At 45.0% G+C, this 19,913-nt stretch carries 23 protein-coding genes; 11 read left to right on the plus strand and 12 right to left on the minus strand.

The window, feature by feature from the left end:
• Window positions 1-229 precede the first annotated feature (229 nt).
• Window positions 230-688 (plus strand): CesT family type III secretion system chaperone, encoded by a 459-nt coding sequence (locus NL644_RS12835; protein WP_253658448.1) that lies wholly within the window; start codon window positions 230-232, stop codon window positions 686-688.
• Between the two features lie 9 nt (window positions 689-697).
• Window positions 698-2,176 carry a cation transporter gene (locus NL644_RS12840; protein ID WP_104971775.1) on the plus strand — a complete coding sequence of 493 codons (1,479 nt, stop codon included), beginning with the start codon at window positions 698-700 and terminating at the stop codon, window positions 2,174-2,176.
• A 75-nt stretch (window positions 2,177-2,251) separates the two neighbouring features.
• Here NL644_RS12840 and NL644_RS12845 read toward each other — a convergent pair whose 3' ends face one another.
• From NL644_RS12845 to NL644_RS12855, 3 genes are all read right to left on the minus strand, one after another.
• On the minus strand, window positions 2,252-2,455 hold the full coding sequence (locus NL644_RS12845; RefSeq protein WP_005395134.1) for a hypothetical protein: 204 nt from the start codon (window positions 2,453-2,455) through the stop codon (window positions 2,252-2,254).
• Between the two features lie 596 nt (window positions 2,456-3,051).
• Window positions 3,052-3,795, minus strand: a complete 744-nt coding sequence (locus NL644_RS12850; RefSeq protein ID WP_048626454.1) for an SDR family NAD(P)-dependent oxidoreductase — start codon at window positions 3,793-3,795, stop codon at window positions 3,052-3,054.
• Between the two features lie 63 nt (window positions 3,796-3,858).
• Window positions 3,859-4,311 (minus strand): MarR family winged helix-turn-helix transcriptional regulator, encoded by a 453-nt coding sequence (locus NL644_RS12855; protein WP_005395130.1) that lies wholly within the window; start codon window positions 4,309-4,311, stop codon window positions 3,859-3,861.
• Window positions 4,312-4,757: 446 nt separating this feature from the next.
• Here NL644_RS12855 and NL644_RS12860 point away from each other — a divergent pair, with 446 nt between their 5' ends.
• The gene (locus NL644_RS12860) at window positions 4,758-5,771 is read left to right on the plus strand and encodes an HlyD family secretion protein (protein ID WP_253658449.1); all 1,014 of its coding nucleotides are present in this window, start codon (window positions 4,758-4,760) and stop codon (window positions 5,769-5,771) included.
• A gap of 5 nt (window positions 5,772-5,776) precedes the next feature.
• On the plus strand, window positions 5,777-7,309 hold the full coding sequence (locus NL644_RS12865; RefSeq protein ID WP_253658450.1) for an MFS transporter: 1,533 nt from the start codon (window positions 5,777-5,779) through the stop codon (window positions 7,307-7,309).
• Between the two features lie 51 nt (window positions 7,310-7,360).
• On the opposite strand, the gene NL644_RS12870 is transcribed toward NL644_RS12865, so the two are convergent.
• The 9 genes from NL644_RS12870 to vscN all read right to left on the minus strand — a co-directional run bounded on the left by NL644_RS12870 (window position 7,361) and on the right by vscN (window position 14,931).
• Window positions 7,361-7,963 carry a TetR/AcrR family transcriptional regulator gene (locus tag NL644_RS12870; RefSeq protein ID WP_150918788.1) on the minus strand — a complete coding sequence of 201 codons (603 nt, stop codon included), beginning with the start codon at window positions 7,961-7,963 and terminating at the stop codon, window positions 7,361-7,363.
• A 284-nt stretch (window positions 7,964-8,247) separates the two neighbouring features.
• The gene (vscU, locus tag NL644_RS12875) at window positions 8,248-9,303 is read right to left on the minus strand and encodes a SctU family type III secretion system export apparatus subunit VscU (protein WP_048626449.1); all 1,056 of its coding nucleotides are present in this window, start codon (window positions 9,301-9,303) and stop codon (window positions 8,248-8,250) included.
• Between the two features lie 15 nt (window positions 9,304-9,318).
• Window positions 9,319-10,104, minus strand: a complete 786-nt coding sequence (gene sctT / locus NL644_RS12880) for a type III secretion system export apparatus subunit SctT (protein WP_253658451.1) — start codon at window positions 10,102-10,104, stop codon at window positions 9,319-9,321.
• Window positions 10,101-10,367, minus strand: coding sequence for a SctS family type III secretion system export apparatus subunit VscS (gene vscS, locus NL644_RS12885; protein ID WP_005377227.1), 267 nt, complete (start codon window positions 10,365-10,367; stop codon window positions 10,101-10,103). The genes sctT and vscS overlap by 4 nt, the downstream gene beginning before the upstream one ends.
• Before the next feature lie 13 nt (window positions 10,368-10,380).
• Entirely contained in the window at window positions 10,381-11,031 is a 651-nt protein-coding gene (vscR, locus tag NL644_RS12890; protein WP_005377232.1) for a SctR family type III secretion system export apparatus subunit VscR, read from the minus strand.
• Window positions 11,028-11,996, minus strand: coding sequence for a type III secretion system cytoplasmic ring protein SctQ (gene sctQ, locus NL644_RS12895; RefSeq protein ID WP_253658452.1), 969 nt, complete (start codon window positions 11,994-11,996; stop codon window positions 11,028-11,030). The genes vscR and sctQ overlap by 4 nt, the downstream gene beginning before the upstream one ends.
• Complete coding sequence (locus tag NL644_RS12900; protein WP_253658453.1) at window positions 11,993-13,141, minus strand: type III secretion system needle length determinant; 1,149 nt, start codon at window positions 13,139-13,141, stop codon at window positions 11,993-11,995. Before NL644_RS12900 ends, sctQ begins: the two co-directional genes overlap by 4 nt.
• Window positions 13,142-13,150: 9 nt before the next feature.
• Window positions 13,151-13,612, minus strand: coding sequence for a type III secretion protein (locus NL644_RS12905; RefSeq protein ID WP_253658454.1), 462 nt, complete (start codon window positions 13,610-13,612; stop codon window positions 13,151-13,153).
• The gene (vscN, locus tag NL644_RS12910; protein WP_167426535.1) at window positions 13,609-14,931 is read right to left on the minus strand and encodes a SctN family type III secretion system ATPase VscN; all 1,323 of its coding nucleotides are present in this window, start codon (window positions 14,929-14,931) and stop codon (window positions 13,609-13,611) included. Before vscN ends, NL644_RS12905 begins: the two co-directional genes overlap by 4 nt.
• Before the next feature lie 185 nt (window positions 14,932-15,116).
• Here vscN and sctW point away from each other — a divergent pair, with 185 nt between their 5' ends.
• Genes sctW through NL644_RS12945 form a run of 7 tightly spaced genes read left to right on the plus strand, consistent with a single transcriptional unit; the run spans window position 15,117 to window position 19,880 of the window.
• Complete coding sequence (gene sctW / locus NL644_RS12915) at window positions 15,117-16,010, plus strand: type III secretion system gatekeeper subunit SctW (protein ID WP_005395115.1); 894 nt, start codon at window positions 15,117-15,119, stop codon at window positions 16,008-16,010.
• Window positions 15,991-16,275, plus strand: a complete 285-nt coding sequence (locus NL644_RS12920) for a TyeA family type III secretion system gatekeeper subunit (RefSeq protein WP_253658455.1) — start codon at window positions 15,991-15,993, stop codon at window positions 16,273-16,275. Before sctW ends, NL644_RS12920 begins: the two co-directional genes overlap by 20 nt.
• Complete coding sequence (gene sycN / locus NL644_RS12925; protein ID WP_012841776.1) at window positions 16,262-16,636, plus strand: type III secretion chaperone SycN; 375 nt, start codon at window positions 16,262-16,264, stop codon at window positions 16,634-16,636. The genes NL644_RS12920 and sycN overlap by 14 nt, the downstream gene beginning before the upstream one ends.
• Complete coding sequence (gene vscX, locus NL644_RS12930) at window positions 16,633-17,010, plus strand: type III secretion system protein VscX (RefSeq protein ID WP_005377246.1); 378 nt, start codon at window positions 16,633-16,635, stop codon at window positions 17,008-17,010. The genes sycN and vscX overlap by 4 nt, the downstream gene beginning before the upstream one ends.
• Before the next feature lie 5 nt (window positions 17,011-17,015).
• On the plus strand, window positions 17,016-17,357 hold the full coding sequence (vscY, locus tag NL644_RS12935; protein ID WP_005395110.1) for a type III secretion system chaperone VscY: 342 nt from the start codon (window positions 17,016-17,018) through the stop codon (window positions 17,355-17,357).
• The gene (gene vcrD, locus NL644_RS12940) at window positions 17,341-19,467 is read left to right on the plus strand and encodes a SctV family type III secretion system export apparatus subunit VcrD (RefSeq protein ID WP_367618274.1); all 2,127 of its coding nucleotides are present in this window, start codon (window positions 17,341-17,343) and stop codon (window positions 19,465-19,467) included. The genes vscY and vcrD overlap by 17 nt, the downstream gene beginning before the upstream one ends.
• Window positions 19,467-19,880 carry an LcrR family type III secretion system chaperone gene (locus NL644_RS12945; RefSeq protein WP_237309580.1) on the plus strand — a complete coding sequence of 138 codons (414 nt, stop codon included), beginning with the start codon at window positions 19,467-19,469 and terminating at the stop codon, window positions 19,878-19,880. Before vcrD ends, NL644_RS12945 begins: the two co-directional genes overlap by 1 nt.
• The last annotated feature ends 33 nt before the right edge of the window (window positions 19,881-19,913 follow it).

Here is a 19,913-nt window from a genome sequence, read left to right on the forward strand (position 1 = left end):
CACTCTGCAAAAGAAGTGAGAAACCACATAATGCTAATCATCTAACCTTGATTAAAAGAGCAGCCCTGAGCTGCTCTTTTTGATTACTCTGGCAACTCGTTTTTAGAGCGAGATTTCTGCGGAAAACCTCACAATGAAGGCGAAAAAGTGACAAAAATAAAGCCATTACCGACATCGTTCAATCTGCAATCGTTGTTCAATAGAGTTATTGAAACAAAAGGAAAAAGTTATGAACACGATTCAACAACTGCTCTTGGAGTTTTGCCAACTCAATGAGTTACCCGAACTGAATTTTGAAGACAATGAACGTTGTCAGCTACTGGTCGACGACCGCTACATGCTGTATTTCATCGCGACAGATACGGATGACTTAATGTTGTCCGTGACGTTCGGAGGATTAGAAAAGTCGGGCGAACAAAGACTAAAAGGTTTAGAGCTTCTTGCTCATGCTAATTATCAGGGCATCGGTAGTGGCAGCCTTGCACTTGCTTTAGCCCCAAATGGTCGACAGCTTGTCTTAGCGGGACGTAAACCCGTTGAGCACCTAAACACGACGAATCTTACTGCTTGGTTTCATGAGGTTATTGAACAGACTGAATTGTGGCAAGCGCGTTTTGCAATGTTGGATCAAGCGATTCCAATCACCCCTAATCATGAACAAGCTCATGTTCAATCACTTCGTGTGTAGGAGAGAAAAATGGTCAATACAACGCAAAAAATCAGCCAAAGTCCAGTACCTGATCTAGAACAGTTTCGTGCAGTCGCTGCGCAAAAAGATGACCGAGTGATCAGTAAAAGAGGTGAGGTAAAAGAACCTTCAACGTTCCATAAAGGTCACAAGTTTGCTTCTATCCACGAAGGCGTGTTGAGAAGTAAATACACTAAGTTTTTCCAAGAAAACATCAAAACTCACCTTGATTTGAAACAGGCGCTACTTAAACAAGAAAAGCCTGAGGTTGCCTTGCTAGCTTACTCATTAGTTAGCCCTTCTGGTTATCGCGGTGAGCCGCTTACTGAGCGAAAAATCTTAGAAGTTGTCAGCTTGTTGGATGAAGTCAAGGTGAGCAGCGATACGTACCAGCAGCTTAAAAATACGTTTGACGCGATCAGCAAAGATCCGCGTATGCAGGTGAGTTTAGAGGCTCAGTACCCGGGGAAAATGGATGGTTTTGGTGCCGAACTGTTACAGATGGGCAAAGAAAAACTGAAAGGTTCTGGCGTTAATGCAGTCATCAACCTAGCTTTGCCTGGCGTAGGGCTATTAATTTCAACAGGACGTGAGCTGCACAAAGCGGCAGTCAATGGCGATGCTGAAGCTTACCACCATCAGCTGGAGCAAATTTCGCAGCTTCCAGGGCGAGACCAACGTCTCTCTATGCCGATGCAACAAACATTGGCTCAAGGTCATGCAATGTTATCAGCTGAAGGTGCAGTTGGGGCAACATTGGGCATGGCGACAGGGAGCTTGGGTACTTTTGGTGTGAGCTCCGTAGCGACAGCGGGTGTTACGCCGATAGCAAAAGAAGCCATTGGTTCGGCTGCCACGACTGGCATTATCAGTGGTGGTGGTTTTGTTGCGAACCAAGCTGGAGCATACGGACTAAATACAGAAGTCAAAGAACAACTCATGCAAGGTGAGATGTCTGGTGTTTTACCAAGGCTTGAAGTTTCTAATGCCAAAGGAGATTTTACCTTCAGCATGCAAGATCCAGCTTCTGTACGCGCATTGATGGCGTACCTTGGTCCTAAAGAGAACACGGCGATGACATCACCTCAAGCGCCTAAAGAAGCACAAGAGATGGAAGCTGCTCGCTTAACGTTGAAAAAGATGTTGGGCTCAGAGCCAAGTGAACACTTAGTCCCTGACGTTGATTCTATCTTGAAGCTAAGTCCAGAAGATGCGCCAAGTAAAACTGAGGCAACTGCTCATAGTGCGTTTAAAAAGCTGTTGGGCGAAGATTGGGATTGGCTCATGCCTGCAGTTCGAGCGATCGATAAAGGTGAGGCGAGTCAAATCAATGAAAAGCTGACTTACAAACTGCCACTTGATGCAGAAAATGGACGAGTATACCTTGATAAATGCCCAAACCTGAGTGACGCTCAGTTGGATGCATTAGATAAACTGGGCTCACCAAGTCAATTGCGACTGATGTACTTAGCGGAAGGTTGGGTTTAATTGAAAGTAAGGGAGCAGATGCTCCCTTACCGTATATGGTGTTTTGCCGGATGTTTATCTAGGCGTTAAATTGGCCTACTGATTTCGCTTAAAAAAGCGCTCGGCATTAGCAAATAGAGATTCACAGTGCTTTTTCTGCTTGTCGTAGTCAGCCGAACCTTCTGGCATTGCGTCTAATACTTCTTTTGCGCTGTGGTATTCTTTTACCATCAACTCAAATTTATCTTCATAATTGCTTTTTTTATTCTTTTTTTGAAAGCTATCTCGTTTTTTTCTCATTTTTATTCCTCTAGATCGTGTTTATTAAAGGTCAATCTAATTAACCTCTACTTTTATAGGAATAACGAAGTCAAAATGGTTTAAATTAAGTCTAAATATTCCATTGCCATCGCGCTGATTAATATATTCCACCGCTAATGACTATTCCTAAATAGTGGTGATATATACACGACGTGGCTATGCGCGTTATGTCTTATTTTGACGCTTACTGATTGTTTTTATAAGGTTAAATTCCTTATAAACCTATCGATGTAAAGACAGCGCGTTGTGATAACCATGCTAAGAGAACTAACTCTCGTTCGTATTTAAATCAAAACTGAGGCTATTTAATGGAAGATAAAGAATAAGTTGCTACAGGAGTTGAGTAACGAAATGACTCGAAAGAAAACTAAGAAGAGACTCGAACTAAATATTTCATCAATAGCTCACGGTTAGGAGCTGAGCTCACTATACACCGATTATAAGAAATAGATAGGACTTTCTATTTTTCTTCAGACAAAACCGCCCATGAAGGAAGCTTGCGCGTTGCAAAGCAATACCTAAAGATACAAAGGCATGGGTACATGCCTTTGTATTTGTGCCTAGCACACTTGGCGCTATGGTAGGTATGCGCCGCCACATACTGGATTGTATGTGCCCGTGATATGTCCGCTTTTTTCACTTGCCAAGTAGCTCACGGTGTTTGCTACGTCTTCAGGTGTGGCAATTTTCTGCGTTGGCGTGAACATTCGAATGGTTTCTTTAAACTCTTCAGGAGCACCTTTTGTTGCGTCTGTTTCTACAAGGCCCGGAGCAACGACATTAGACGTAATCCCGAAAGGACCAAGTTCTTGAGCGAGGTATTTACTAAAGCTATCAAGTGCACCTTTTGCACTACCATGAGCAATAAAGCTTGGTGCAGGAGCTTCTGATAAGGTGCTAGAGATAAAAATTAAGCGACCAAACTGGCTGGCTTTCATGTTTTCTACCGCCAATTTTGCCGTTTGATATGCAGCGTGCATTTCGTCATTTAGCTTTTGTGAAAACTCTTCCCACGACTGCTCAGTGAAAGGTTTAGCGGTAAAGCTCATGTTTGCGTTTGAGACAAGAACATCAACGCCACCATGTTCATTTGCGATGCTGTCGAACATCCCTTGTATTTGTGCGTCATCACGAACGTCAGCTTTTAAAGTGTACGCCTCACCACCGGCGTTTTGAATTTCCTGAGCTAACGCTTCCGCGACCGCAGCACTATTTACGTAGTTGATAAAAACTCGGTAACCATCTGCAGCGAGTGCTTTTGCTGTTGCTGCACCAATTCCACGAGCGCCACCTGTAATTAAAGCATTGCGTTTTGTCATCGTATTTCTCCAAGGTTGAGCCTGACTGTTAAACCAGCTTCTGTCGCAACGTACGCTGATAAGTTAAATTTGTCCGTTAAGCTTGCGTAAGTTCGCTACCACGCTAGAAAGTTGCTGTTTGCTGTTGTCTAGGTCGGCATCAGCAAGGTTCTGTTGGGCTTCTTGCAGTACTAGCGAAGCGATATTTGCACATGTATCAACGGTGTCTAAAGATTTTTCTGTTAGCACGACTAACTTGCTTCGACTATCCGTTGGCGAAGGTTTCCTCTCTGTCCAACCGCGCTTTTCAAGCCCATCAATTGAGCGACTGACGCTCGATTTTTCTAAGTACAACAGTTCACAAATCTGACTTTGAGAAAGGGCACCGTTGTTTCGCAACAGCAACACGACACCCCATTGTTCTGCTGTCATATCAATACCAGCATCTTTGAAACGGGTAGTGAGTAATCGGTTAAACAGGCGACTAGCAAGCCCCGTAAGGTGACCGAGAGACTGATGATGGTTGTATTGGGACATGGAAAATTTCACCAAATAACATTAACGAACAATATGGTTGTATACACAACTATGTTGGGCGATGTCAAATTCGTTTGAAGAAAATGCTACTAGCTTGTGCTTATCGTTGGGTTGATGTGTCAGATTGAGGTGCTAATGAAAATTGGTGAGGTAGATTCGAAAACTTCGGCCAGTCAAATGTTTGCGCCTGATGCACCGAGTTGGGGAGCAAGCTTCATTAAAGGTAGGGGAGTTGCAGTCCTCTCTTTACTTATTCAGTTTAAATGTGTTTTTTGTTTACATTACAAATGGTTAGATTTTAATTCTTTTCATTCGAAACACTTTTCTCAAGAAGTTCATGATAAATCAATGAGATTGATCTTTTTGATTGGCAATGATCAAATGTGTCTTTACTAAAACTGTACGGTACAGTACAGTTTGTGAAAATCATAAAATGGGTTTCAAACATGAAGAAGAAAGTTATCGCCTTGTCGCTTGTTGTTGGTTCGTTATTTGCTGCTGGCTGTGCCTTATACCAGCCGAATACTGTAATGACGGATAACGCATATGTTCATTCAGACGTTACGGCCATTTCACCTGAGGTTGGGGGGCAAGTAAGCGAAATCTTTGTCAAAGATAACCAGTGGGTAAGAGAAGGAACTCCTTTGTTTGTCATTGACGATGAAGACTTTATTGCCAACCAAGAAATTGCTCGAGCAGCACTAGATGTTGCGAAATCTGAGCTTACTGCAAATCAAATAAAAACGGATATGCAGTTAATGAAAATTGAGCAGGCGAAGCAAGGTATTCGCCGCGCGAGTGCAAATGCCGAACACCAAGCGGCGGAGTTTCAACGTCTTTCTCGTTTGGTGCAAAAGCAATCTGTGAGCAAAAATCAGTTTGAAGCACAAAAAACGCGATCTATTGAAGCAAGCAGTAATCTTGAAACCGCTAAATTGGGCTTAGCTGCTGAGCAAAAGCAGCTCGACACATTGATGACTGAGAAGTTGCAACTGACAGCACAGCGTAAAAAAGCAGAAGCAAGCTTACGACTGGCTAATATTTCACTGGAAAGAACCACGGTGCGTGCACCATTTGATGGCTATGTGGCAGATAGACAAGTGCAAGTCGGCAAGTTTGTACAACCAGGAATGGGGCTCATCGTGATGGTGCCAGATTATGTTTGGATAGAGGCAAACTTTAAAGAAACACAACTTGAGAACGTTGTGCCTGGGCAAGAGGTTGAAGTGGTATTGGATATGTTTCCAAACCATCCATTGCATGGCCGTGTTTCTTCGATAACCCCGGCGACTGGTGCACAGTTTAGTTTATTGCCACCCCAAAATGCGACAGGCAATTTCGTAAAAGTAGTACAACGTGTGCCAGTACGTATTGAGCTAGAGATCCCTCAAGAGTTGAATCAACGAGTCTATCCGGGGTTGTCTGCAGAAGTATCGATCGAGACCGCGGCACAAGGTTAACTGCAATGGAAAAACGTTCACCGCTGCTGATTTTGACGCTTTTTGCGATTGCTGCTTTTGGTATTAACTCCGTGATGTTTACCGAGTTATCGTATGAGATGGCGGCAACGTCAGGCTTATCTGTCGATGAAGTTGCTCTGGTTAAAGTCGGCTTTATGATTACCCAGATATTAGGTTTTATATTCACACCAATATTGGTGCGTAGATTGGGTACGTTAATTCTCTTACATGCCATTTTATTGGTAGGCCTAGCGAGCAATCTTGTACTTTACTGGGGCGGACAGCAAGAACTGGTGTTCACTCTGACTTGGCTCTCGAGTGGCTTTTTTATGAGCATGTTAATGGTGGTATTAAACCTTTACCTGCTCCACTTTTTTGAACAGCGTTGGCTACCAGCCATTATTGCTTTAACGTTAGTATTCTCAACCTTGCTACCGATCGGCGCTTACCCTTGGGTAGTGGCCAATATTGTCGAAATCTTTGATTGGTCACTGTTGTGTGTCGTGTCGGCTTGGCTGTACTTCTCTGCCTTGGTAATTGCATGCATCTACAATCCTAAGTCGATTCAAATCGAGGCCGAAGCCAAGTCGGGCTGTTGGTTTTATTTAGTTTTTGCCCTGACAATAAGCCTCGTTGTATTTCTATTGATGAGAGGCAGTTATTACAACTGGTTTGACTCGGAATGGTTTGTTAAAGCCTCTTCGATAGCCGCGGCTCTGACTTTATTAGTGGTGTATTACTTTGTGAAAACCAGTCCTTTAAATACAGCATCAATACAGCTGCATAGTAAGTTGAAAACTAATGTTTTTATGTACAACGCTTTTTTGGCAGGTTTTGCTGTTATGGCGAGCAATGTGTTGTTTACTAGCTTTTTGAAAATGGCGTTGCAGTACAACAACCTTAATGCTGGATATGCCCAATTGCCGGCATTTTATGCCATGTTAGGTGGTATGCTAGTCAGTGTGCTGGTGTATTACTTCCGCCGTCCATTAGCGGATGCAGTCGTCCCGTTTGGTGTGGTGATGATTATACTTTCGGTACATAAGTTTAGTCTGTTACCTAGCTTTGCTGGTACGGAATCTTTGTCCGTTCCGATGATGTTGCGTGGGTTTGGTGTCGGCTTATTGAATGTGTCTGTGACCATTGCAGTCTTGATGTACTTCCAGGTCGGGCAGCGTTTAGAAGGCATCGCCAATTTCTACCTCTTTCGTACCATTGGTGGTGTGATCGCTGGTGCCGTGTTCTCACGGGTAATGCAAAGCCATAGTGCGCAAGCTGCTGGAGAGATTGGCCGAACGCTAGATGATGTGAATCATGCTTTTGGTGCTTATAAAAATGCGTTGAGCAGTACGATTCTGACTCATGGACACTTGCCAAATTCGGCATTAGGAATGAGCCAAATTAGTTCTGTTGTCAAAGAGCAGGCGACCACTCTAGCACTGAGTAATTCATTATTGATGTTTATTATCTCGGTCTTTGCTCTCGCGCCAATCTTAATAATCGGTAAAAAGCTAGCGGCGAAGCGAGAGATTCACTAAGCCATAGAAACAAAAAGGGAGCGATGATGCTCCCTTTTATATTCAGTGAGTTTATTTTTGGTATAGATTTAGGAAGGCGGTGACCGCTTTTTTCGTATGTGCATCTAACTCTTCATCTGTCGGAAAATCGAAGCCAATTAGTGCCATGTTCTGGTAATCAAGTTTAATTAATGCAAGTAGTTGCTCACAAGCGAGGTCGGCATTTTCAACATCGAGCTGTGAGCTGACAGTTTCACTCTTTAAAAAGTCGATGAGGTATTGATGAATGCGATGCGGCCCTGTCTGCCAGAATTGATTTGGTACGGAATCATGTTTGTTGAAGTCAGCCGAAACGATCCGATAAAGTGATAGCATAGGATTGGAGCATACACCTTTTAGGTACTTCTTGGCGAAGTCATTCAATGTTTCTTGTAAAGGCTCCGATTGCTTGTCGGCAAGCTGGAAGACGGACTCTAAGCTGGTTTTGGTATTGTATGCTAAAACTTCAACAAATAACCCTTCTTTGTTCGAAAAATAGCGATATAACGTCTGCTTTGAGCCTCCACAAATCGCGACGATTTGATCGAGTGATGTGTCTTTGTAACCTTGCTTTATAAAAAGGTCAGTGGCAACTTTGATGATTCGAGTTCGTTTCTTTTCGGTAGATATGCGCATAAATAAATCAACCTAAGCAAAAATCCACCTTTGTTGTGGCTGGCGTGGTTTCTTACCGAGCTCTAGGTGGTTTAGAGATGAAAGTAAAACTGTCCAGTACAGTACCACTATTGACGTTAGTAAACACGACTTTTCATGAACCAAGTGCTTCATTGAGACAAGCAAAAGTAGGCAAATTCGATATGCTGAAACCTATAGCGAAGGATGACTCATTTAAAAATCTCATTACGTATAGAAAAGTGATAACCGTTCTTCGTACGATAGCCTTTACTCTCGAAATCATGTTAATTCAGCGTCTTATCGGACTCCAATGATGCCAACCAACGAAGCACTTCGGCGGTTGCCTCAATAAGATCACTTGGGATGTACTGGTCGACGTTGCCGTCCGCGTATAGTGCGCGAGCAAGAGGGACTTTTTGCATCACAGGCACACCTTCCTCTTTGGCGATTGCGATCATACGTTTGGCTACCGCATCGGTTTCCATCAAGGTGATGACGGGCAGGGGCGTTTCGCCTTTTTTGTAGTACAGACCAACCGCGATATGCGTTGGGTTTGTTACCAACACATTGGAGCGTTTAACATTTTCACGTTGATTGGAGGCCTGTAGCTCTTGGTGTAGCTGACGACGTTTACTTTTGATTTCAGGGCTGCCTTCCATCTCTTTGTATTCGCGCTTCACTTCGTCCTTGCTCATTTTGAGCTTCTTCGTGTGATCAAACTTTTGGTACGCAAAATCAGCGGCAGCGATGACGATGAAACCTACCGAAGAGATAATCATTAATTGTTTAATCATGACACCAGTAATGGTCGGGACACATTCTAGCCCGCAAGTTGGAATTTGCATCAAAGCGTTGATGTTACCGCGTAAGGTCACCCAGATAATGCAGGAAAGAAGAGAGACTTTAAGGATCGACTTGATAAACTCAATCACACTCTTAAGCGAAAAAATGCGTTTGGCACCTTCGACGGGATTGATCTTTTTGATGTCGGGTTTAACGGATTCACCACTAAATAGGAAGCCGAACTGCCCCATATTGGAAAAGATGGCGACGAGTGCAGCAACCAGAATAATCGGGGCGAGTAGATAGGCAATTTCTTTTGCGATGGCAATTGCGACATCGACTAGCGCATCTTGGAAGCCCTGATAAGCAAGCTTACTTGGTAGGAGAATAAGCGCTGAGATGTGCGACATGTAATAATCTGCGAACGCAAACAGTACAATTATGAGCGCTAAAATTAATGCAGACGATACTATTTCTTGGCTTTTGGCTACCTGACCTTTCTGCCTGGCATCGCGTAACTTTTTCGCGGTGGGTTGCTCTGTTTTTTCTGCGCTCATAAAGAATCCTAAGCGTTATTGCCAAATGGTATTGAGTTGTTCTGCGAATCGGGTAATGCCGTAAAACTGTACTTCAAAGTGATCCATCATTAACCCGAGATACACGATCAGTAAAACACTCGCGATGGCACTTTTTATTGGCATGGCAAGGAAAAAAACATTCAATTGCGGTGCAAAACGACTGATAAGCGCCAGACCAAACTCAGCAAGAAACATTGCCAACACTAATGGAGCGGACATCAACACACCAAGCCACATAAGCTGTTCAAATTGCGCGTAGAAGAAGCTTACCCATGCATCGCTAACGGTTGGGAAAAAGTCCACGATCGGCCAAGATGTGTAGCTTTTGAATAACGCGTAGATAAAAGTGACAAAGCCCCCGCCAGAGAAGAACAGGGTAATCAACGTTTGGGTCAGCAACACTGCGGTTGGCGTCGATTGCGAGCCTAGCGTTGGGTTAAACATACTTGCCATGGCAGCACCACGTTGGTTGTCGACCAGAAATCCGGCCGCTTCTATTGCCCAAAAGGGAATAGCTGCAACAAACCCGATCAACAGCCCAATTAATACCTCCTTACCCAAAATCACTATCAGCCAAATACCGTCGGTTTCTGCGGGCAAGCTTTGCTTATTAATCATCGGAAATATAAACAGTGCGAGTGAGCAAAGCACACCATTTCTCACCATGGTGCCGCCTAGCATTTGCTTGCTCAAAATAGGCAAAAAGATGAAGCATGCCATTAACCGAGGTAACGTCAGGCTATACAAAAATAAAGCCTGGTGTAAGTCGTGATAACTCATCGTATTTGAGGAATTTTATCCATGGCAAGCGAGGCGAAGGCGTGGAGCTCTGCCCCTAGCCACTGCGTTGTGACGAACAGCGTAATAATGACCGCGATAAGCTTGACGACAAACCCCAACGTTTGTTCTTGGACCTGAGTTAACGCCTGAATAAGCGACACCAATGTACCAACCAACGCAGCGACTAAAATCGGCGGTAACGACAAGTATAAAACTAGGGTTAATGCTTGAGTCGTGAAATGAATGATTTCAGCAGAATGCATACTTTCTCCGTGATTAACCGTAACTCAGTACTAAGCCGTGAGTGAGTTTCGTCCAGCCGTCAAGCAAGACAAAAAGCAACAATTTGAAAGGGAGAGAGATGGTCATTGGCGATACCATCATCATGCCCATGGCGAGCAAGATATTAGAAACAATTAAGTCGATAGCGATGAACGGCAAGTACAATAGAAAGCCAATCTCAAAAGCACGGGTAAGCTCACTGACCGTAAACGCTGGCAGCAACAGCAACAAGCTATCTGACTCTAAACGGTCCACGTACTTTTGAGGCCATAATGTGCGCGCAGCATCGGTAAAGAATATGGCTTCGGTTTCCCGAATATGTTTTTTCAAAAACTCTCGATAAGGCTGTAAACCGCTTTCAATGAGGCCTTCTACACTTGCAGAATCTTCGAGGGAGATATCATGCTGCTTTACGTAGTCGTAGGTTTCAAAACCGACGGGAGCCATGATGAAAATAGACAAAATGATCGCCAATCCGTACAGCGCCATGTTCGGTGGAATTTGCTGTACACCGAGAGCGTTACGCAGCAGTGAGAATACAACGGCGAGTTTTACAAACGACGTCGCCATCATCGCGATAAATGGGATCAGTGCCAGCAGTGCTAAGCTGACAATGAGATTGAGTTCGTCAGGTAACTGGATCATGCTGGCTCCTGCGTGCCACCAAACAGTTCCAGTACGCGCACACCTAAATGCTCATTAACATTAACCAGTTCACACTCACCGACGATTTTGCCGTTGGCACGCAATGTTACCGGCTTAGATACAGGTTGGTTTAGCTCGAATACGTACCCAGGCTGAAGCTGGTTAAGCTGTTCTAGAGTGATGGTTTGATGGCCGATATCAAACGTGAGTTCCACGGGCAGTTGCTGGTGGTCGGTTAACATTTCTGAAGTGTTTACGTCATTCATATTGGTTTCTTTTTCAATAATGTGAAGAATTTGGTCATCCAGTTGGCAGCGCCAGAGATTCTGGTTAGATACTTGAAAAATGGCTTGTTGTTGGGCGATATAACAATCGTCAAAAAAGATCACATCTCCCAGTTCGAGCGAATTAAATTCGCTTAACGTCAAATGGGTCCTTCCAAGACTTAACCACACAGGTAAAGCGAGATGTCGCGCCTGAAGAGAAGCGCTGTTTGGTAGCGCATCCAACAGCACGTTTGCTCCTTCGCTAACCCACAAACAAAGAGAGTCGTTAGGTTTATTGAGGGTTAACATCAAGGTATGTTCTTGAACTTGGCTCGACTCTAACAGTTGTAACTGGCTAAGAATGGGCAACTGACCAAATAGTGCTTTGAATGCCTCACTATGCGGTTCAATCTGAGAACTCAAAAGTGCTAACTGGAGGGAGTTAGGCAGCGACTCAAACGCAGTAGCATTCAGAGTAGACTCAAACCATTTCTGGAGTTGCGCACGACAAAAATCCACTTGGATCGTTTGCCCTCCAATCAACGTGGTTAAACGGAATCCTTCAAATGAAGGGATTTGAGAAACAGTAATCGATACGCTCTGACCATCAGCCCCTTGGAAATGGCATTGCTTTGCACAAAGTTGATTACTGAGCGCAATACTGTCTGAATCGACTTTGGGTATCGTTAACGGCGTCATAGGTCATTCTCCGCTTGCCATTCTTCATACACGCTACGTTTCTGGCGTGAGTGTTGTTGTTCATGTTGTTGTTGATCGAGCTGCTGAGTCTGTTCGCTGATCGCTAGACGAAGTGGCTGCTCACCGCCAAATCGGTTTAGGCGTTCGGCAAGATCTTGTCTAGCTTGCTGGCTAATAATGGAAAGGGCATGCTCTTGTCGAATCGTCACGCTATAACCTTGCGCGTCCAACTTGATGTGGATTTCGCCACCTTTTAATTGTCCTTCACTCAGAAACAGCCGAACCTCTTTGTTGTCCGATGCGGTTGGCAGCGAAACATAGATTTTGTCCACCAATTGTTGGAGTAACGTGTTTACTTCTCGAGCTGGGGCCGGCTGAGCCTGTGAAGCGACACTCTTTAAAATGACATCGCCTTGCGTTGCCGCGCTCGCAAGGTGTTGAGGATCTGCTTTTTCGTCATCCGCTTTACCGGACAGTAGTGCGCTTTTCGTCTCGATTTTCTCAAGCGATTTAGTTTCAGAACGACTATCGGTTTTGTCTGTTAGTTTGCCTGTCTCTTGTAGTCGCTGAGTTGCACGCTTATTGTGTGTCGTTTCGGTTTGTTTCGTCGTGAAGTTAGCATTGTTAATTGCATCTTGAGCGAGCGATTTCCCTACGGCCTTTTTAGGGAGAGAACCGTCGAGAGAAGCTTGTGCTTGAGAATGGGGGCCAACGCGCTCAATCGAGGATGAGCTTGGAGCCTGATCGCTCTCAAGTTTCTTATCTTTCTCATGCAATTTACTGTTTTCAATCAGGCTTTCTTCGCGATTTAGTGAAGAGCTTTCGTGCTTCTCTACATTATTTTTGGTCACAGTGTCACTTTTGTCTTTTAATGTAGCGGTATTTCTATAAGTGCTGGCTTCTTGGTTAGAAAGTTTCGATTGTTTGTCTAGGCTTTGAGATGCTTCATGTCTTAACGGAAGGCTCTCGTCTCTGCTCTGAGTGTCTTTTTTGCTCGCAACGGTAGATTTTTCTTCCTTGCTAGGTTTCTCCGTCATTGCACGCTCGAACTGTGATTGAAGCTCAGCTTCTCGCTCCAGGGGCTTTTTTTCTGGCGTTGATTTGTACAGCGTATTCGGTGTTTCTTCTGTTGGAGTAATGCGCATAATGAACCTTTAGATAATATCGACAGTGCGAAACTCTTCTTGTTCGAGTTCTTCTTGGTATTGTCTTTCTCGCGACTGTTCCGCGAGTTCTTGTTGTTGCAACTGAACGAATTTTTCTTTGGCTTTATGGGCTTGCCGTGCCTCTTTTTGTTTTTCTTTAAGTACCGAGCGTTCGTGCTCAAGCGCTTTTTTTGCTTCGGCAACGCGCTGTTTAAGCTCGGCTTCTCGCTCTCTCAACAACGCGATTTCTTGTCTCAATGTTTCCAACTCTTTGAGAACGAGTGTTTGTTGCTTTGCTTTGGCAAAACGTCGTTCTTCTTCTTCCTGACGCCAAACGTGATAGTCCGCGACGGAACGTTCGGCCTTTTGAAACAGTGCTGCTGAATTTGATACTCGGTATTCTTGGCGCTTTACGGCTTTGTCCGCACGTTCAGCTCGAATTTGTTTGATTTCTAATAACCGTTCGATCATTGGTTCGCCATCCCTTTTAGTTGAGCGATAGCACCATCAAGATCACTTGGCTCATGCGTTCCTTGGCGTAAAAAGGCGCGTATATCATCACTTTGCGCAATCGCCATATCTGCTCGACTATCTGCCCCATGCTGGTACTCGCCAATTTTGATCAGTAGCTCAACTTCTTCGTATTTGGCTAACATTTCGCGAAGGTGAGCAGCAGACGCCTGATGATCCGGTTCAACGATTTGATTCATCACGCGGCTTGCTGATCGGAGTACATCAATGGCAGGATAATGGTTCATTGCCGCAAGTTTGCGCGAGAGAATGATGTGCCCATCTAAAATGGAGCGAGTTTCATCGGCGACAGGTTCTGTCATGTCGTCGCCTTCAACCAACACGGTGTACAGCGCTGTAATTGACCCTTTGTCAGATTGACCGGCTCGTTCCATCAGCTTTGGCAAAGCGGCAAAGACGGAAGGCGGATAACCACGTCGTGTTGGTGGCTCACCTGCGGCTAGGCCAATTTCTCTCTGTGCGCGGGCGAAACGCGTTACAGAGTCCATCAGCAGTAACACGCGTTTACCTTGGTCACGAAAATATTCCGCAATAGAAGTGGCAACAAAAGCGGCTTTGGCACGTTCCATGGCCGGGCGATCGGATGTCGCGACCACTAAAACCGATTTGGCCATTCCTTCTTCGCCCAAGTCATGCTCAATAAACTCTCGTACTTCGCGTCCGCGTTCACCAATCAAGGCGAGAACGGTCACGTCGACGTCTGCGGATCGAATCAGTTTTGCCAGTAGGGTACTTTTACCACCGCCCGCCGCTGCAAAAATGCCCATGCGCTGACCTTCACCACAGGTCAGTAGTCCATCAATGGATCGAACACCAAGAGAGATTGGCTTTTTAATCAGTTTACGTTGCATTGGTGGTGGTGCATCGCGATAAACCGGATACCAAGCACTTGGTTCCTGACTTTGCGTACCATCGAAAGGACGCCCAAGCCCGTCAAGCGTTGTACCTAATAGGTGATCGCCAACGCCGACCTCATGCATTTTTCCCATTGGGCTAACTTCTGTATTTGAGGAAATCCCAAACATATTTCCTAACGGTGTGAGCAGAGCGTGATGCTGTTGAAAGCCAACGACTTCCGCTAATAAAGACAGAGTTTGATCAGGATTACGCAACTCACACAGCTCACCAACACGAACGCCGGGGACAACGGCCTTGATGATGGTGCCGGTTACTTGCGTAACGCGCCCGCGAATTTGGATCAGACGAGTTTGCCTGATCGCAGATTGTTGGATATCAGTGATGTATGAGAAATCGTTCAAGGTAAAAATATGCGCAATGATTGATGTTGGGAGGATAGAAAGGATGAGGGGGTATTTATAGTGAATATCAGTCGGGAGTTTTTAGAAAACTGAAAACGCACTAAAAAAACACGTCTGATTTTGACAGCTTCGAGAAAGCGCACTTCCTATAATTCGCCTGTATTGTACGGAAGGAGTGCAAGTGAATGAGTATTATCAACAATCATATCGCAACAAACCCAAAGTTTGATGCGTCTATCCAAAACGGGTTGGAATCGTCTCGTACCGACGCTTCACGAAAAGGCAATTACCGCGGTGAAACGGTCCGTGTTCACAATGCCACACAATCACTTTTTGATGCGATGGAAGAGCTCACTTCACTCGGTTCCGAAAAAGCAGAAAAAGATTTGACCAAGCGTAAAGTAAAAGACAGTGGCGTTCGAGTTAATGAAGCGCACGAACTCGTTTCTGACTATCTGCGAAAAGTCCCTGATCTTGAAAAGAACCAAAAGATCAAAGATCTGGCTGCAAAAATGGCGGGAGGAAATATCTCGACCATCGCTCAATTGCAAGCTTATTTGAATGGATTTTCAGAGGAGAAAAGCCATCAATACCTTGCGTTAAAAGCCGTTAAAAAGTTTTTGAGTGCGAGCCCAGAAAGTAAACATCTACTAGCGCTGATTGACCAAGCGATTCTGAGAATCGAGCAAAACCCAGATTCTTGGGCTCAAATTGATACGGAAATTCGCGTCTCAAACTTTGCTGATGAGTACAGCCAAGAGCAAGAGTTTAGCTCATTACATCAGCTGCGCGGTTTCTATCGCGATACCGTTCATAGCTATCAAGGGCTCGGCGCTGCTTATCAAGACGTAGTGGCGCGCTTTGGTGAACAGGAGGTATCGACCGCTGTTGAGTTTATGCTGCAAGGCATGAGTGCAGATCTTAGTGTTCAAGGCAGCAGTATCGACTCGGTTAAGTTGCAGTGGTTGATGTCCGATATGCAAAAACTCAAAACTCTAAATACGTTGCAAGATCGCGTGAGTCAGTTGTTCCAAATGTTTAAACCGGAAAGGACGAGTTATGGCTTATCAAGTTTCTAATTTGATGGCTGATGTGATTGCGTTGGTAGAGCAGCGATGGGTAAGCAGTGATGAGATTTGGAAAGTCGCCAACGCAATGGAATTGACGGCGGTACAACAAAAAATCGATTTTTTTCGAGAGTTCCACAAGTTAGTTCGCACGATCCCTATTGATGTATTCGCCGATGAAGAACAACGACAGAATTTAATACAAGCGGTACAAAAGGCGCTAGACGAAGCCATTGATATAGAAGAAGAGGAAGCGTGGGAAGATGAGTTGGATTGATGCATCCGTCAATGAATTTTGCCGAGGAATGGGGCTCGATGCCGTCGATTTCTCATCAGCTGGACGGGTGCAGCTGGATTTTGAGCAAAGCGGTACACTACATATTGAGCGACACGGAGAACAGCTATTCTTGATGTTGTCTCAAGCGTTATCTTGGCATCAAACCAGTGACATCATTCAAAGCGCCCTCAGTTTGTGTCATGCCGATCAAGGCTGGCCTTTCGAAATTAAAACTGGTTTGTTAGATGAGCAAACTTTGGTTTTTTCCGCGCGGTTAAACGGAGAAGAGGTCACACTTCCGACTTTAGAACAAGCGTTTACGCTTTTGGTTCGTCTACATAACGATGTGGCAACCTCATGACTCGAGTAAGCACTTTAAACGTAGGCATAGAAGCCTTCACGCATGTTACTCATAGTGAGGTTAAGGCCGATTTCCCTGAACGGTTTCAATTACTTCCTGATGGACAGGCGGTCGCTACGCATTTAGAGAAGCTCTATGACCTCAGGCCTTCAGACCAATACCTAATCGCGTTAACCAAGCCAAAATTGTTGCACTCAGAATTGTTGCGTCCAGAAAAGTACCGCCAACAGTTCGATGAAACGTTAGCTCAGTTGCAAGTTCTTGCACAGGATTCAGGCTCCGCTTCTTTTATCAAAGCATCCGAAACGCTACAAAGTACGCAACTTGATCAGCGTTATCTCACTATGGCGCTCAATCTCCTTATCCAGGTCTAACCAACATGTTGAGATCCAAAGACATTGAACTGTTGCTTGTTCACGCTGCACTACAAGTTCAATACCAAAAGCCAGAGCATGCTATCTCTATTCTCGATGCGGTTTTAGAGATAGACCCGCAACACAAAGAGGCGATGCAAACGCTCGCAGTGGCGTGTTTACAAAGTGGTCGATATGCCCGTGCGGTTGAGGTATGTGAGCACTTATTAAAATCCGACCTTAAACCTGATTCGGCAGGACTCTGGTTTTGCTTAAGCCAAGCTCGTTGGAAACAAAATGACGTCGATGGGGCACGCCAAGCGCACCGACGCTATCTGCAATCTTTAAATAGTGAATCACATGAATAAGTTGATCGATATTTTAAACAAGGTAGGGCAACGTAAAGACATTATGCTTGCTGTGATGTTGCTCGCGATCGTCTTTATGATGATATTGCCACTGCCTACCGCGCTGGTGGATGTGCTGATTGGCACCAACATGAGTATTGCGGTGGTGCTGCTTATGTTAGCGATTTACATCACTACGCCGCTTGAGTTCTCTGCGTTTCCCGCGGTGCTACTGATCACGACATTGTTTCGTCTGTCTTTATCTATCACGACAACCCGTTTGATCTTGCTGCAAGGCGATGCTGGTCAAATCGTTTATACCTTCGGTAACTTTGTCGTGGGCGGTAACTTAGTGGTCGGTATTGTTGTTTTCCTGATCATTACTATTGTCCAGTTTATGGTGATCACCAAAGGCTCGGAGAGGGTTGCAGAAGTTAGTGCGCGATTCTCACTTGATGCGATGCCTGGTAAGCAGATGAGTATTGACGGTGACATGCGCGCTGGGGTGATTGACGTACACGAAGCACGGCACCGACGATCACTGATTGAAAAAGAAAGCCAAATGTATGGCTCGATGGATGGCGCGATGAAGTTCGTTAAAGGCGACTCCATTGCCGGTTTGGTCATCATTGTGGTCAACATCTTAGGTGGCGTCACGATCGGGGTAACGCAAAAAGGCATGAGTGCTTCTGAAGCGCTTGAGTTGTTTGCGATTTTGACCGTTGGCGATGGTTTGGTGTCGCAAATTCCGGCTCTGTTTATCGCGATTACGGCCGGTATTATCGTGACGCGTGTTTCTCATGAAGACTCTTCTGATCTTGGTTCGGACATTGGTGGGCAGGTCATTGCTCAGCCACGTGCGCTTCTTATTGGCGGTGTGCTTTTGGTGCTGTTCGCACTGATTCCTGGTTTTCCAAAAATTACTTTTCTGGTCTTGGCCACAGTGGTTGGTGGTGGTGGTTTCTTCCTTTTCTATCAACAGAAAAAACAGGCTGAATCAGATAGTACCGACTTATCAAGCTTTGTTTCGCAAGGGGCGGGTTCACCAGCAGCGAAGCCAAGCAAACCAACCCCATCTAGAAACAGTAAAGGAAAATTAGGTGAGCAAGAAGAGTTCGCTATGACGGTCCCACTCTTGATCGATCTTGACGCGAGCCTTCAGGAAAGCTTGGAAGCGGTCGCATTGAATGAAGAGCTAGCAAGGGTGAGGCGCGCACTATATCTCGACCTCGGCGTGCCTTTCCCGGGTATCCACCTGCGTTTTAACGAGGGGATGCAAAATGGCGAATATTTAATTCAGTTACAAGAAGTTCCGGTTGCACGAGGACGAATTGTAAAAGACCAACTCTTGGTGACAGAAGGGAATGAGCAGATCGACTTATTAGGCGTGCCTTATGAGCAAGATGAAGATTTTCTACCCGGTATTTCTAGCATTTGGGTGGCACAAAGTTACGAGCAAAAACTCACGACTAGCCATGTCGGCTTTCTCACACCCGACAGAATTTTAACGTACCACTTGTCTCATGTTCTCAAGGAGTACGCACAAGACTTTATTGGTATTCAGGAGACGCGTTATCTATTGGAGCAGATGGAAGGCAGTTATTCGGAGCTTGTTAAAGAGGCTCAACGCATTGTCCCGTTACAAAAAATGACGGAAATCTTGCAACGCTTGGTTTCTGAAGACATTTCCATCCGAAACCTTCGCGTGATCTTGGAAGCCATGGTTGAGTGGGGCCAAAAAGAGAAAGATGTTGTACAGCTGACGGAGTACATTCGTTCCAGCTTAAAACGTTACATTTGCTACAAATACGCGAGTGGACAAAACATGTTGCCCGCTTACTTATTGGATCAAAGTCTCGAAGACACAATACGCAGCGGTATTCGTCAAACCTCTGCAGGAAGTTACTTGGCGTTAGACCCGTCAGTAACGCAACAATTTGTGAGTGATGTGAAACAGACCATTGGTGATTTAAGCCGCATGCCGAATAAGCCTGTGTTAGTTGTGTCTATGGATGTACGCCGATATGTGCGAAAGCTTATTGAATCGGAATACTACGATCTGCCCGTTTTGTCATTTCAAGAACTAATCCAGCAAATCAATATTCAGCCACTTGGAAGGGTGGGGATGTAATGAAAACAAAACTAATGCTCTCGCTTGCGCAAGCGGGGATCGAAGTGACGCCATACTTTTGGCAAAAAAGTGAAATTCAACTTGGTTATCGAATTGAAGTTGAGGGTTTAGAGCTCGTTTTTCGGGTCGAGGACGGAGAAATCATCATCGTTCTTTTGAAACGTGTGCATCCAAACCTAGGGTTGAGTAACCCTTTTGCAGGCTTATTTCTCTTAGCTGAGCATGCTGTTCAACTTTATCCCTCCGATTGGGTCATTCGCGGAAACGTCGATGTGTTACGTGGTAGCAACATGAGCAGCCAGCGATTAGCCCAGTTTTATTTAAGAGCATGTGGTGCTAGCCATGATGAGCAGGCCGATTGGTACTGTTTACGTCTGGCAGATTATAGACCTTTGAAAAAGTTGAAAAAGTAAAAACTCACGACTGTTACTGACAGCACCGATGAG

The sequence above is a fragment of the Vibrio sp. Y10_XG_PY6 genome (genome assembly GCF_024181795.1).
Lineage (GTDB): Bacteria > Pseudomonadota > Gammaproteobacteria > Enterobacterales > Vibrionaceae > Vibrio > Vibrio diabolicus.

Coding starts and splice junctions, on each gene's coding strand:
- NL644_RS12835 (WP_253658448.1), top strand. CDS start 230: ATGAACACGATTCAACAACTGCTCTTGGAGTTTTGCCAACTCAATGAG.
- NL644_RS12840 (WP_104971775.1), top strand. CDS start 698: ATGGTCAATACAACGCAAAAAATCAGCCAAAGTCCAGTACCTGATCTA.
- NL644_RS12845 (WP_005395134.1), bottom strand. CDS start 2,455: ATGAGAAAAAAACGAGATAGCTTTCAAAAAAAGAATAAAAAAAGCAAT.
- NL644_RS12850 (WP_048626454.1), bottom strand. CDS start 3,795: ATGACAAAACGCAATGCTTTAATTACAGGTGGCGCTCGTGGAATTGGT.
- NL644_RS12855 (WP_005395130.1), bottom strand. CDS start 4,311: ATGTCCCAATACAACCATCATCAGTCTCTCGGTCACCTTACGGGGCTT.
- NL644_RS12860 (WP_253658449.1), top strand. CDS start 4,758: ATGAAGAAGAAAGTTATCGCCTTGTCGCTTGTTGTTGGTTCGTTATTT.
- NL644_RS12865 (WP_253658450.1), top strand. CDS start 5,777: ATGGAAAAACGTTCACCGCTGCTGATTTTGACGCTTTTTGCGATTGCT.
- NL644_RS12870 (WP_150918788.1), bottom strand. CDS start 7,963: ATGCGCATATCTACCGAAAAGAAACGAACTCGAATCATCAAAGTTGCC.
- vscU (WP_048626449.1), bottom strand. CDS start 9,303: ATGAGCGCAGAAAAAACAGAGCAACCCACCGCGAAAAAGTTACGCGAT.
- sctT (WP_253658451.1), bottom strand. CDS start 10,104: ATGAGTTATCACGACTTACACCAGGCTTTATTTTTGTATAGCCTGACG.
- vscS (WP_005377227.1), bottom strand. CDS start 10,367: ATGCATTCTGCTGAAATCATTCATTTCACGACTCAAGCATTAACCCTA.
- vscR (WP_005377232.1), bottom strand. CDS start 11,031: ATGATCCAGTTACCTGACGAACTCAATCTCATTGTCAGCTTAGCACTG.
- sctQ (WP_253658452.1), bottom strand. CDS start 11,996: ATGACGCCGTTAACGATACCCAAAGTCGATTCAGACAGTATTGCGCTC.
- NL644_RS12900 (WP_253658453.1), bottom strand. CDS start 13,141: ATGCGCATTACTCCAACAGAAGAAACACCGAATACGCTGTACAAATCA.
- NL644_RS12905 (WP_253658454.1), bottom strand. CDS start 13,612: ATGATCGAACGGTTATTAGAAATCAAACAAATTCGAGCTGAACGTGCG.
- sctW (WP_005395115.1), top strand. CDS start 15,117: ATGAGTATTATCAACAATCATATCGCAACAAACCCAAAGTTTGATGCG.
- NL644_RS12920 (WP_253658455.1), top strand. CDS start 15,991: ATGGCTTATCAAGTTTCTAATTTGATGGCTGATGTGATTGCGTTGGTA.
- sycN (WP_012841776.1), top strand. CDS start 16,262: ATGAGTTGGATTGATGCATCCGTCAATGAATTTTGCCGAGGAATGGGG.
- vscX (WP_005377246.1), top strand. CDS start 16,633: ATGACTCGAGTAAGCACTTTAAACGTAGGCATAGAAGCCTTCACGCAT.
- vscY (WP_005395110.1), top strand. CDS start 17,016: ATGTTGAGATCCAAAGACATTGAACTGTTGCTTGTTCACGCTGCACTA.
- NL644_RS12945 (WP_237309580.1), top strand. CDS start 19,467: ATGAAAACAAAACTAATGCTCTCGCTTGCGCAAGCGGGGATCGAAGTG.